This window comes from uncultured Thiodictyon sp. (genome assembly GCF_903828115.1).
GTDB lineage: Bacteria > Pseudomonadota > Gammaproteobacteria > Chromatiales > Chromatiaceae > Thiodictyon.
Map to the genome: position 1 here is coordinate 1 of NZ_CAIKKU010000653.1, position 12,193 is coordinate 12,193.

General features: G+C 65.3%; 11 protein-coding genes and 1 pseudogene. 4 read left to right on the forward strand and 8 right to left on the reverse strand.

Features of this window, described 5'->3' with window-relative positions:
- Nucleotides 1–114 precede the first annotated feature (114 nt).
- The 5 genes from QZY48_RS24655 to malE all read right to left on the reverse strand — a co-directional run bounded on the left by QZY48_RS24655 (nucleotide 115) and on the right by malE (nucleotide 5,890).
- A complete protein-coding gene (locus QZY48_RS24655; protein WP_295436046.1) occupies nucleotides 115–546 on the reverse strand; it encodes a DUF971 domain-containing protein in 432 nt (143 codons plus the stop codon).
- Nucleotides 547–641: 95 nt separating this feature from the next.
- On the reverse strand, nucleotides 642–1,778 hold the full coding sequence (locus QZY48_RS24660; protein ID WP_295436048.1) for an ATP-binding cassette domain-containing protein: 1,137 nt from the start codon (nucleotides 1,776–1,778) through the stop codon (nucleotides 642–644).
- A 52-nt stretch (nucleotides 1,779–1,830) separates the two neighbouring features.
- Entirely contained in the window at nucleotides 1,831–2,721 is an 891-nt protein-coding gene (gene malG, locus QZY48_RS24665) for a maltose ABC transporter permease MalG (RefSeq protein WP_295436050.1), read from the reverse strand.
- Nucleotides 2,722–2,747: 26 nt separating this feature from the next.
- A complete protein-coding gene (malF, locus tag QZY48_RS24670; protein ID WP_295436052.1) occupies nucleotides 2,748–4,370 on the reverse strand; it encodes a maltose ABC transporter permease MalF in 1,623 nt (540 codons plus the stop codon).
- Between the two features lie 326 nt (nucleotides 4,371–4,696).
- Complete coding sequence (gene malE / locus QZY48_RS24675; protein WP_295436054.1) at nucleotides 4,697–5,890, reverse strand: maltose/maltodextrin ABC transporter substrate-binding protein MalE; 1,194 nt, start codon at nucleotides 5,888–5,890, stop codon at nucleotides 4,697–4,699.
- 620 nt (nucleotides 5,891–6,510) lie between these two features.
- Between malE and lamB the strand changes: the two genes are divergently transcribed.
- The gene (gene lamB / locus QZY48_RS24680; protein WP_295436056.1) at nucleotides 6,511–7,959 is read left to right on the forward strand and encodes a maltoporin LamB; all 1,449 of its coding nucleotides are present in this window, start codon (nucleotides 6,511–6,513) and stop codon (nucleotides 7,957–7,959) included.
- A 112-nt stretch (nucleotides 7,960–8,071) separates the two neighbouring features.
- Nucleotides 8,072–9,070, forward strand: a complete 999-nt coding sequence (locus QZY48_RS24685) for a MalM family protein (RefSeq protein WP_295436058.1) — start codon at nucleotides 8,072–8,074, stop codon at nucleotides 9,068–9,070.
- A gap of 3 nt (nucleotides 9,071–9,073) precedes the next feature.
- On the opposite strand, the gene QZY48_RS24690 is transcribed toward QZY48_RS24685, so the two are convergent.
- Nucleotides 9,074–9,241 (reverse strand): hypothetical protein, encoded by a 168-nt coding sequence (locus QZY48_RS24690; RefSeq protein ID WP_295436060.1) that lies wholly within the window; start codon nucleotides 9,239–9,241, stop codon nucleotides 9,074–9,076.
- A gap of 63 nt (nucleotides 9,242–9,304) precedes the next feature.
- Between QZY48_RS24690 and malQ the strand changes: the two are divergent.
- Nucleotides 9,305–10,831 (forward strand): annotated as a pseudogene (malQ, locus tag QZY48_RS24695) (4-alpha-glucanotransferase); the annotation flags it as partial.
- Between the two features lie 33 nt (nucleotides 10,832–10,864).
- On the opposite strand, the gene queF reads toward malQ, so the two are convergent.
- A complete protein-coding gene (gene queF, locus QZY48_RS24700) occupies nucleotides 10,865–11,254 on the reverse strand; it encodes a preQ(1) synthase (RefSeq protein ID WP_295436062.1) in 390 nt (129 codons plus the stop codon).
- A 498-nt stretch (nucleotides 11,255–11,752) separates the two neighbouring features.
- On the opposite strand from queF, the gene QZY48_RS24705 reads away from it, so the two are divergent.
- A complete protein-coding gene (locus tag QZY48_RS24705; RefSeq protein WP_295436064.1) occupies nucleotides 11,753–11,968 on the forward strand; it encodes a hypothetical protein in 216 nt (71 codons plus the stop codon).
- 7 nt (nucleotides 11,969–11,975) lie between these two features.
- On the opposite strand, the gene QZY48_RS24710 is transcribed toward QZY48_RS24705, so the two are convergent.
- Nucleotides 11,976–12,193 (reverse strand): hypothetical protein (locus QZY48_RS24710; protein ID WP_295436066.1); only part of this gene is annotated, 218 nt, incomplete at its 5' end.

Below are 12,193 nucleotides of genomic sequence, written 5' to 3' on the forward strand. Positions count from 1 at the left end.
ATCGAATAATCCGACAACGACAACGACAACGACAACGACAACGACAACGACAACGACAACGAGATCAGAATGCCCCTCGAATGGTATAGGACGCTGCGCTATGCGGTACCTGGTTCAAATGGCAGCCGTCGATGGGAGTTCCGACGGCGACTCACCCCGGGCCAGGAGATCGTCGAAGGGGTCCAGCCCCTCGCGCTGGTGGCCGACGGCGGCCAGGCGCCTCAGGTAGTCCTGCCAGCGCGTCGGCCAGTCGCGGCCGAGCTGGTAGAGATACTGCCAGTCGTAGAGCCCGGAGTTGTGGCCGTCGTCGAAATAGACCTTCAGCGCGTAGGCGCCGACCTGCTCCAGCCTGGTGATACCGACCTGCTCCTTGCCGACCTGGAGCCGGGCGGTCTGGGCCGAGTGCCCGCGCACGGCGGCGGAGGGGGACGCAACCCGCAGGTATTCGCACGGCAGCCGGCAGCGGGCGCCGTCGTCAAAGGTAATCTCGAGCACCCGGGAGCGTTGGTGCAGATTGATCTCGGTGGGAAGGTGGCGCGTCTCCATACTTAGGTTCCTCGCGGGGGTCATCGTTGCGAGATTGGGACGCGGGGGGCCGACACCAAGGTCGGCCCGGCAGCGTCGCGGCGGGACACCTTCGATCAGGTCCGGGTAAAGCGCTCCGTGCGCGGGAAGGCCTGACCCTGGGCGTCGAACAGATAACAGGCGTCAGTTGGCACGCCGATGTCGAACTGACTGCGGGCGGTGCCGGGGGTCTCAGGACGCACCTTCACTGTAAAATCCTTGCCGCCGACGTCGAGATAGATAAAGGTCTCGGCCCCCAGGTGCTCCGCCACCAGAACGGTGCCGGTGATCCGGTTGTCCGCCCGCGGGTCGTCGAGCAGGACCGTGTGCTCGGGCCGGACGCCGACCTCCACCTGGTCCCCCGGGTGCGCCCGGCTGGTGTCCACGCCGGCGGTGATGCTGACCCCGGTGTCCAGCTTGATGCGCGTGCGGCGTGCGTCAGGCGCCTCGATCATGCCGCCCAGGAAGTTCATCTTGGGCGAGCCGATGAAGCCCGCGACGAAGCGGTTGGCGGGTTCGTGATAGAGGTCGAGCGGCGGGCCGAACTGCTCCAGGTTGGTAGCGGCGCCCTCGGCCAGCGGGCTCAAGACCGCGATCCGGGTGGCGAGTGTCATAGCCTCCACCTGGTCGTGGGTGACATAGATGGTGGTGGAGCCGCGCTCCTCGTGCATCCGGGCCAGTTCGATGCGGGTCTTGACCCGCAGCGCCGCATCCAGGTTCGACAGCGGCTCATCGAGCAGGAAGACCGCGGGGTGTTGGACCAGTGCCCGGCCGATGGCCACGCGCTGGCGCTGCCCGCCGGACAGGTCCTTGGGTTTGCGCTCCAGGAAGGGATCGAGCCCCAGCATGGCGGACGCCTGCGCCACCCGTTCGCGGGCGGTTTGCTTGTCCACCTTCTTGATCTTGAGTCCAAAGGCCAGGTTCTCCCGCACCGTCATGTGCGGATAGAGCGCATAGGACTGAAATACCATGCCGACGCCGCGCTCCACCGGCGGCACCTCGTTCATGCGTCTGCCGCCGATGAAGAGGTCCCCGGAGGTGATATCGTCGAGCCCGGCGATGGCCCGCAGCAGGGTCGACTTGCCGCAGCCCGAGGGGCCGACGAACACCACGAAGTCGCCCTCCTTGATGTCCAGGTTGATGTCACGCAGTACATCCCGCGCCACCCCCGGTTGGTAGTTCTTGACCAGGTGCTCGATCTTGACGTCGGCCATTGCTCTTATGCTCCCGAGGGACTGATTCAACTCTGCGATACCGCAAGGACTCCTAGCCCTTGACCCCGCCCGCGGTCAGGCCGCCGACCAGCCAGCGCTGGGCGAGCAGGAACACCAGGGTGATGGGGAATCCCGACAGCACGGCGGCGGCGGCGAAGTCCCCCCACTTGTATTCCTGCGGGTTCAGATAATATTGCGAGCCCACCGCCAGGGTCAGCTTGCTCTCGTCCTGGAGCAGGATGGAGGCGACCGGGTATTCGGTGATGGCGGTGATGAAGGCCAGGATGAAGACCACGGCCAGGATCGGCACGGACAGCGGCAACAGGATCAACCGGAAGGCCTGCCAGGGGGAGGCGCCGTCGAGTGTGGCGGACTCCTCCAGCGACTTGTCGATGGTCTCGAAATAGCCCTTGATGGTCCAGACGTGCAGCGCAATGCCGCCCAAATAGGCGAAGATCAACCCCGGATGGGTATTGAGCCCCAGCGGCGGGAAATAGTCGCTGATGCGGCTGAACAGGGCGTAATAGGCGACCAGCGCCAGGACCGCCGGGAACATCTGGAAGACCAGCATCGCCTTGAGCAGCAGGCTGCGTCCGCCGAAGCGCAGGCGGGCGAAGGCATAGGCGCAGGTGGTGGACAGCGCCACGATCAGCACGGCGGAGACCGATGCCACCTTGATCGAGTTCCATAGCCACAGGAGCACCGGAAACGGCGGCGGAATGGTCCGCCCGGACTCGTCGACGATGGACATGCCGAGCGCGAGCCGCCAATGGTCGAGTGTGGGGTGGCTCGGGATGATGTCACCCACGGCGAAGTTCCCGGTCCGGAACGAGATGGCGATCACCATCAGGAGCGGGAAGATGATCAGGGCGAGCCAGGCCCACAGGAAGGCGTGGGCCGCCAGTTTGCGGTAGATGATGGATTTCGCTTGCACCATGGCCATTGTGTCGCACTCCCGCGGTCTGTCGGTCAGGTCGGCCGGTCGACCCGCATGATCTTGATGTTGATGAGCGCCAGCACCCCGACCATGATGAAGATCAGGGTCGCGATGGCGGACGCCAGGCCATAGTCCTGGCCGGAACCCTCGAAGGCGATGCGATAGGTGTAGGTCACCAGGAGATCGGTGGTGCCCGCCGGGGTCTGGGCGCCGATGATGTCCGGGCGTCCCTCGGTCAGCAACTGGACCAGGACGAAGTTGTTGAAGTTGAATGCGAAGGACGCGATCAGGAGCGGGGTGAGCGGCTTCATCAGCAGCGGCACCGTGATACTGAAGAAGTCGCGGATGAAGTTGGACCCGTCCATGGCCGCGGCCTCGTAGAGGTCGGACGGGATCGCCTTCAAGAGCCCCATGCAGAGGATCATCATGTAGGGGTAACCGAGCCAGGTGTTGACGATCAGGAGCATGGTCCGGGCGAGCGTGGGGTCATTGAACCAGGCCGGCTTGATACCGAACAGCTGGCTCAGGAGCACGTTGATTTCGCCGAAGTTCTGATTGAAGAGCCCGCGGAAGACCAGGATCGAGATGAAGGCCGGCACCGCATAGGGCAGGATCAGGAGCAGGCGATAGAGCCCGCGGCCGGCGAGCGACTCCCACTGCACCAGGGCCGCCAGGACCATGCCGATGGCAAGTGTGAAGATCACGGAGAGCAATGAGAAGGTCAGGGTCCAGCCGAAGATCTGCAGGAAGGGCCCCTGGACCCCGGGGTCCGTCAGCACCCGCAGGAAATTCTTCCAACCCACGAACACGCTGAAGCCGGGCGCAATGCCGGGCCCGGTGAATTCGCCCTCGGGTGTGAGTGCGCGATAAAAGCCGCTTCGCATGTCCGGCGCGATGCGCTCTTTGGTCTGTTGGTTGACCAGGATCAGACCATCCCCGCCCTGGGCGCTCGGCAGCACCTGGTAGAGGGGCCGGATAGCGGAGAATTGCCGCAGTCCGCTCATGCGCAGGTCCGTGTGGTTCGGCAGGTGGGCGCGGACCTCTTGGAGCACGCCGCGCAGGCGCACCAGGTCCTTGATCGGCAGCGGCTCGGCAGCGGGCGGGGCGGTTGCGGGCAGCAGGTCGACCTCGATTGCGGCCGTGCTCGCCGGTGGCTGGGGACCCGCGCCCGGCACCCGTAACTCCACCGGCGGGCTCAGGAATCGTTCACCGTCGGCGGCGGTCAGGGCCAGGCGATAGGTGTTGGTGCCGGCGCCGTAGAGGGCGAAATCGAAGCTCTGATCCGCAATCTGAAAGCTCTGTGACAACTGATAAGCCCGGGCCCGCTCGAAGGTCAGGATATTGGTCGCGCTGTAATTGGTAAAGGCGATCCAGATCGTATAGGCCAGTGGGAAGACGATGAAGATAAACATGGTCGCCACACCCGGGAAGATGTAGCGGTGGACATAGGCGCCAGGGGCGGCGAAGACATAGAGTCCGGTGGCGACCAGGATCAGGGTCACCAGGGCGAAGATGGTTTCACCCTGAATGTACATCAGGGTCACGGCGTAGAGATTGACCAGCCCGATCACGCCGATGATCGCCCATTTGAGCCAATGGGCTGCGGGGCGCACCGGCGCCGCGATGCCCTGCCCAGTCGCCGCTGCTGAAGCCATGGTGATCCCCTTAGTAACGAGTCAGGAACAAGTTAACTACAAACATAGTCGTTGTCGTTGTCGTTGTCGTAATCGGAGAAGCGATGCAACGTGGGGGCGAGAGAATCCGGGACACGACGATAACCGCGATTGCGAAAACGACAACGACAACGACAACGACAACGACAACGGCGCTAAGAGCATTCTCTAACGGACTTGCTTAATTTATGGATCCGTTTCTTATCGCAGTCAATGCCCGGGTACGCCGGCTTGCCGCCGTGGCAGGTCCGCACAACGCGTCCCCCTAACTCACTCGCCCGCGCGCGGGAACCGCGCGGGCGTGCAGGCTATTTGACGACGCGGGTGGCGGCGTCGTCCAAGGCCGCGTCGACCGGCTGGCGACCGGCGGCCACGTTCTTGAGCGCCCCCTCCAGGTTGCTCCAGTATTTGATCATCTCCGGGACACTGGGCATCGGCTCGCCATTCTTGGCATTCTCGTAGGTGACCTTGATCCGCTCGTCCGCGGCGAGCTGCGCCTGGAATGACTTGAGGGTGACGGCCCCGAGCGGCTTGTCGTCATTCATCGCCTTGAGCCCCTCGGGGGTCAGGAGATATTCCTCCAGGAACAGGGTCGCCAGGTCCTTATTGGGGCTGGCGTTGTTGATGGCGCCCCCCAAGACGCCGACGAAGGCGCGGGCCGGTTTGCCGCCCAGGGTCGGGAGCTTGGCCAGGCCGTACTTGACGCCGCTCTTGCTCAGGTTGTCCCAGGACCAGGGGCCATTGATGGTCATGGCCGCTTCCCCCTTGTTGAACTTGGCCTCGGCGACCCCGTAGTCCAGGCCGCGCGGCAGGTGGCCCTGTTCGATCAGGTTGGCGACAAAGGCGACGCCCTGCTTGGAGCCCGCATTGTTGATCCCGGTGTCCTTGACGTCGTAACTCCCGTCCGCGCGCTTCTTGAAGGCATAGCCGCCGCCGGCCGCGAGCAGGGGATAGGTGAAATAGGGGGTCTCATAGGCCCAGAGGATGGCGTGCTTCTTGTCTTTCTGAAGCCTGGTGTCCAGCGCCGCCATTTCCTCGAAGGTCTTGGGCGGACCGTCCGGCAGCAGCTCCTTGTTATAGATCAGGGACACCGCTTCCGCGGCGATAGGGTAGCCGTAGACCTTGCCGTCGATGCTGACCGCATCCCAGGCAAAATCATCGATTTTGGCACGCATCTGGGCACTGGGATTGAGCGGCGCGATGAGGCCGCCCTTGGCCCATTCGCCGTAGCGGTCATGGGGCCAGAACATGATGTCCGGTCCCTGGGCATTGGAGGCGACCTGCTGGAAGCGCTGCTCCACGTTGTCCGGGTGGGAGACCTCGACCGGTACGCCGGTATCCGCGGTGAAGCGTTTGGCGACCTCGGCGAGACCGTTGTAGCCCTTGTCGCCGTTGATCCAGAGGGTGAGTTTGTCCTTTTCGAGGGCCGGGGCGGCGCTGGACAGGGCGAGTGTCGCGATGGCGACGGCCAGGGTGACGAGTCTTTTCACGTTCGTTTTCACGTTCGTTGTCCTGCCTCTTGCTGGTTGGTCGGCGCCGGATGTCGGCGGCCTGGCGCGGGCGTTCGGGAGAGCGACCCCGCGCCGGTGCGAAACCCACTCTTGTTATCGTCGCCGGGTGCCGGGGCTCACGGACACCCCCGCCGGCCCCTCGCGGGAACCGCCCGTCGGTCGAGTATAGCCCACGGTTATTATCCGCGAAACCGGGCTGATGAACGACCTGGGTCAGCGCCGAAAAACGACGCTGCTTGTTGTGTGACCGCGACATTTTTCTTTTCTGCCCTCGTCCAAGCGCCGGAGACGGACGTTAGCGAGCCTCGAAAATACTTGCGAAACATGCCTCGACAACTTGTTCCTTAGGGTCTACATTAAGGGTCAGGCGATTGTGTGAAAAACGCAACGTCGGAGGAAGTGTCTCGGGAATCGGTCGAGCCCGTGCCGGGCGGCCGCTTCGGCGCCTGGCCGGCGCACCATGATTTCGGGCCGCGGTGATGCGTGCGGCCGCGAAGGTCTCTTGCGGTTGCCGCGTCTCGGGCCGCGGGTGGGCACGCAGGCCGCCCGCACGCGCCCCGCGGCAGGTCCCGCCCGGCGGGATGATCATCATAAGTTTTGGGGGAATATCCATGAAAGCTCGCGTGTTGACGGCCGCCTTCGCCGCCTGCCTGGCGTCAGGTGCGCTCCCGGCCGAGGATGCGGCCAAGAACTACCTGCCGGACTTCCACGGCTATCTGCGTTCCGGGCTCGGCGCCACCAGCGGCGGCGGGGACCAGTCCTGCTTCCAGTCCAACGGCGCCGACAGCAAGTACCGCCTCGGCAACGAGTGCGAGACCTACATGGAGATCGTGCTCGGCAAGTCCCTGTGGGAGCAGAACGGCCAGAGCTTCTACATCGATACCCGCATCGCCTACAAGTCCGGGCAACAGAACGACTGGGAAGAGGACCCGGGCGATGGCTCCGGTTCCAACAGCGACGCGATCTCCGGTGATCGCGCCGTCGCCGCCCACCCGTACCGGGACTCGGTGGTGTCGCTGCGCGAGGCCAACGCCCAGTTCCGCGGCGTGATTCCCGGCCAAAAGCGTTCCAACCTGTGGGCCGGCAAGCGCTTCTACCAGCGCCACGACATCCACATGGCGGATTTCTACTATTGGGATATCTCCGGCCCCGGGGTCGGCCTGGAATATTGGACGCTGGGCCCCGGGGACCTGTCGGTCGCCTGGATCCGCAACACCGACGGCGCCTGGGCCAACGGTCTGGGGACCGATTTCTGGGCCACGGACGGCATCCGCCCGAACGTCGTCAATAACGTCGTGAGCCTGCGTTATGCCAACCTGAAGACCAACAAGGACGGCAGCCTGGAGCTGGGCGCCGAGTGGGGCGGGGCCGATCTGACCAACGGCCAGAGAAACTATCTGTTCGTCAACGCCGATGACGAGGTCTATCAGCGCGGTTTCGACAATCAGAACGGTTGGATGTTTACCGCCGAGCACACCCAGGGCAACTGGTTCGGGTCCGGCTACAACAAGTTCGCGGCCCAATATGCCAACGGCAGTATGGCCGCCACCGGCAACAACGACACCCACAGCCACAGCTTCTCCAATGTGAACCGGATGTGGCGGGTCATCGACCATGGGGTACTCGTCTTCAACAGCCGCATCGCGATGATGTACGCGACCTGGTACGAGTCGAAGAAATCGATCGACGGCGGCACCAAGGATTGGTTCTCCATCGGCATCCGCCCGCAGTACAACTGGACGGATACCATGAACACGACGCTCGAGGTCGGTTACGACAATGTGGCCTTCGGGCACGACTGGGCCGGCTACATCCCGGACCCCACCCAACCGGACTATATTGCCAACTGCGCCGAGCGCAACAGCCACTGCGTCCTGACCAAGGTGACGCTGGCCCAGCAGTGGCAGGCGGGTCCGAGCATCTGGGCGCGTCCGGTGCTGCGGCTGTTCGTCACCTACGCGGATTGGAACCAGGGCAACTACCCCCAGACCCCGGGTATCATCCCGATCAGGGACACCACCGGCACCACCTTCGGCGCCCAAGTGGAGGCCTGGTGGTGAGGTCCTTGCCGCCCCGGTCGGCCGGGGCGGCGGCCGCTTCTTCGGGGGTGTCGTGCGGCGGTCCCGGCCGCCGCGGCACCGACAGCGTTCTTAACCAGTCCTGGAATCCCTCATGCCCAGATCCCTTACCGTCACCGCGCTCGCCCTTGCCCTGGTGACCGTCGCCGGCTGCGCCGGTTCGGGCAAGACCACCTGGGTCGCCCCCCTGGAGTCGCGCTCGCCCATGTATACGGCGGTCAGTCCGAGCGCCGCCGCGAGCCTCGAGACGCTCTCTGCCGTGCGGGTCTGTTGCGACACCCTCTCCGCGCTGCACTACCAACCCTTGAACACCGGGGACAGCGAATTTTTCAAGCTCGACGCCAACTCTCAAGCCTTCACGTTCGCGACCGGCAAGAGCCTACTTCAAGCCTTCGTGATCCCGGATGAACTGGAGCGTGCCACCCTCACCATCGAGGCAATCGCCGGGGCCACGGTCTTCGTCCCCACGGTCCTGATCCTGGATCGGGACTTTCGGGTGAGCCGCGCCATCGATTCCAGCAATTTCAAGTACACCCCGGCCGGCTTCATGGAGCCCCAACGCCTGCGGGGCAAGGTCTATCTGGACCGCCGACAGGGGGGGGAGCTGGCGGCCGAGAAGTACCTGATCGTCTTCACGACGGATAAGGACCTGCGCGGCTCGACCCGGATGATGAGCGAGGCCAGGCTCTATGCCCGCGCCCATGGCCTGGTGGACCCCGGCCTGCCGGACCCCATCGCCCAGCACGCCGCCACCGGGGTATTCCGGATGGGCGTGGGGGATCTGGAGGTTTCCGCCGCCTCCACCACCCAATATGTCAGACAGCAGCAAGGCGCGAGCCGCTATGTGCCGCCGACCAGCGCAGTTGCCCCGGCCCCGCGGCCGTCGCGCCCCGTGGTCCAGTCCAGCCCCCGCGCGGCCAAGGCCGGCGCGCCGCCGATGCTGAAGGAGACCCAGACCATGTACGACCGGATGATCCAGCAATCCGTCGCGCTGGGTGACATGGACCGCGCCTGGCGGCTGGTCCAAGAGGCCGAGCGGGCCGGCTCCACCACGGCGCGCACGACCTTCGTCGGCGCGGTGGAGAATAAATAGGGGTCACGGGGGCGCGGGTGCGATCAGAACTGATGTGGTGGCCGAGATCCCGGGTACGCTGTCGTTGTCGTTGTCGTTGTCGTTGTCGTTGTCGTAATCGAATAATTCGACCACGACCACGACCACGACAACGACGCCCAGCCCGGCGCTCCCAGAGGCACTCGGGCACAACGAAGTTTCGGCTTTTTCCCAGGTCTTCGGTAGACTCCCCGGCCTAGCACCTACCAACCCCCGGAGTCGTCCATGCACCGCACCAGCGGCATCCTGCTGCACCCCACCTCCCTTCCGGGTCCCTTCGGCATCGGCGACCTGGGGCCGAGCGCCCACCGCTTCGTCGATTTCCTCACCCAGGCCGGCCAAGGTCTCTGGCAGGTCCTGCCGCTCGGGCCCACCGGTTACCGCGATTCCCCCTACCAGTGCACCAGCGCCTACGCCGGCAACCCCTTGCTGATCAGTCCGGAGTCCTTGCTCGCGGCCGGCTGGATCGACCCCGCGGACCTCGAACACCCGGACTTTCCGGACGCGGCCGTGGACTTCGGCCCGGTCCACGCCTGGAAGGGCGCCCTGCTCGATCGTGCCTACCAGGGTTTCCTCACCCGTGCCGACCAGGACCAGCGCGACGCCTTCGCCCGCTTCCAGGAGGAGCATCGCGACTGGCTGGTCGATTACAGCCTCTTCAGCGCGCTGAAAAGCGCCTTCGAGCTGCGGCCCTGGACCGCCTGGCCGGCGCCGCTGGCGCTGCGTGAACCGGCGGCGCTCGCCGCCTGGGCCCAGGACCATGCGCCGCAGATCGAGCGCGAGTGTCTGGTCCAGTTCCTCTTTTTCAGCCAGTGGTCGGCGCTGCGCGACTATGCACACGAGCGCGGCATCCGCCTGGTGGGGGACATGCCGATCTTCGTCGCCCACGACTCGGCCGAGGTCTGGACCCATCGCGAGTGGTTCCAACTGGAGCCGGACGGCCAGCCCACCGTCATCGCCGGGGTCCCGCCCGACTATTTCAGCCCCACCGGGCAGCGTTGGGGTAATCCGCTCTACGACTGGCCCGCCCTGGCCGCCGACGGCTACGGGTTCTGGGTGCAGCGCCTGCGCCGCCTGCTGGGGGTCACGGACCTGGTGCGGGTGGACCACTTCCGCGGCTTTGCCGCCTATTGGGAGGTCCCGGCGAGTGAGGAGACGGCGGTCAACGGGCGCTGGGTCCCGGGTCCCGGGATGGACCTCTTCAGCGCCCTGCGTGACGCCCTGGGAGGGGACCTGCCGCTGATCGCCGAGGACCTGGGCGTCATCACGCCGGACGTCGAGGCCCTGCGCGACGGGCTTGAGTTGCCGGGCATGGCCATCCTCCAGTTCGCCTTCGAGGATACCAGCGAGTGTTTCGGACACTGCCAGTTCCTGCCCCACAACCACCGACCGCGCCAGGTGGTCTACACCGGCACCCACGACAACAACACCATCGGCGGCTGGTGGTCGGAGCAGGCGGAGCCGATCCGCTCCCTGGTCTGCCGCTATTTCGACATCGACGGCAGCGAGCCCCACTGGGCCTTCATCCGCGCCGCACTCGCCTCGGTGGCCGCACTCGCCCTCTTCCCGCTGCAGGACCTGCTGGGCGCCGGGGCCGCGGCGACCATGAACCGCCCCGGCACCGTGCAGGGCAACTGGGTCTGGCGTTTCCGTGAGGAGGACCTGGACCCCGCCGCGGCCGACCGGCTGCGGGACCTGAGCCGTCTGTTCTGTCGGCGGCCCTATCCGCCGGCCGGGGGCTGAGCCCGGTCGGCGTTACTCAGGTCTGGCGCCGGCTCAAGGCAGTTGCACCAGCGCGGGCGCCGCCCAGCCGGGGGCGCGGTGCTCCGCGATCACCGTGGTATCGATCCCCCCGCGCAGGTTGAAGTCCGCCGTCAGGCGCATGAAGCGGGGCCTGGTGGCCGCCACCAGGTCGTCTAAGATGCGGTTGGTCACCGCCTCATGGAAGGCGCCCTCGTCGCGATAGGACCAGACATAGAGCTTGAGCGACTTGAGTTCCACGCACCGCTGGTCCGGGATGTATTCCAGGGTAAGCTCCGCGAAGTCCGGTTGACCGGTCTTGGGGCACAGGCAGGTGAACTCCGGCACGCGGATGCGGATGGTGTAGTCACGCCCGGGTTGCGGGTTATCGAAGGTCTCGAGGGACCGGCTAGGGGCACTGGGCATGAGGGCGTCTCCGAAAGTCGCGGGATTCAGGTCGGCGGCGTGGGCCGCGGGGACAAGGCGCAAGTGTACCTGCCCGGGCCGATCGGCGGTCCGCCAATCCCCGCTCGATACAGGGTCGAGTGCCGCGACTGATGCCCACAGCGACATCGCCAAGCCCGCGGTCGCCCCTGCCTTCCGGCGCTCGTCGAACACCGATAACCCCGTGAATCACGCTGCGAGGTCGGAAGCGACGTGAGAATATATGGACAGGATTAGCAGGACTAAGAGCAGCGTGTGGCGTTCGAGGCGTCGGCCTCGATCGTCGGTCAGGCCGGTACCGCTCGGTCCGCACAGCCGACTCCAGGGTCGGGGCGCGATCTGTAGGGTCCGCTGTGCGGACCAGCGACCTTGCGCTGAGCGCCATGGCCGGGATTATCACCACGGCCGTCCTTGGTATTGCCCATAGGTATGGGGCGCATCCCGAAACGGGGACTCCCCCAAGGCGGGATCGTGTCGCCCGTGCTCGCGAACCTCTATCTGCACTATGCGCTGGGTTTCGAGCTGTTCTGGTATACCGACCGGGAAGGCATTCCGCGGGTGAAGCGTCGCACCGCCCGCAAGCGATTGCAAGCGGCGATTCGGCGTGTGAAGGAATGGATCAAGAGCCACCGGCACCTGCCGGGCATGGAGTTTATCACAAGGACTCAATCGGCGGCTGGTAGGGCATTACAATGACTATGGTCTACGGGGCAACTCGGCGGACCTGTGGTGCTTCTACAATGCGGCCGTCGTCTCTGCGTTCAAATGGCTGAACCGGCGCGGGGGTAAGCGTAAGAGTTTCACCTGGGCGGCCTTCGGTCGCGCCATCGAAAAGCTTGGTATCGCCAAACCCCGCATCACCGAGTCGCGCTGCTTGCAATACGAACTGGTGTTTGCGTAAAACCTCGCGCTCGCTTGATG

Excerpts from the sequence above, each read along its gene's own strand:
- QZY48_RS24655 (WP_295436046.1), bottom strand. The coding sequence starts at position 546 with ATGGAGACGCGCCACCTTCCCACCGAGATCAATCTGCACCAACGCTCC.
- QZY48_RS24660 (WP_295436048.1), bottom strand. The coding sequence starts at position 1,778 with ATGGCCGACGTCAAGATCGAGCACCTGGTCAAGAACTACCAACCGGGG.
- malG (WP_295436050.1), bottom strand. The coding sequence starts at position 2,721 with ATGGCCATGGTGCAAGCGAAATCCATCATCTACCGCAAACTGGCGGCC.
- malF (WP_295436052.1), bottom strand. The coding sequence starts at position 4,370 with ATGGCTTCAGCAGCGGCGACTGGGCAGGGCATCGCGGCGCCGGTGCGC.
- lamB (WP_295436056.1), top strand. The coding sequence starts at position 6,511 with ATGAAAGCTCGCGTGTTGACGGCCGCCTTCGCCGCCTGCCTGGCGTCA.
- QZY48_RS24685 (WP_295436058.1), top strand. The coding sequence starts at position 8,072 with ATGCCCAGATCCCTTACCGTCACCGCGCTCGCCCTTGCCCTGGTGACC.
- queF (WP_295436062.1), bottom strand. The coding sequence starts at position 11,254 with ATGCCCAGTGCCCCTAGCCGGTCCCTCGAGACCTTCGATAACCCGCAA.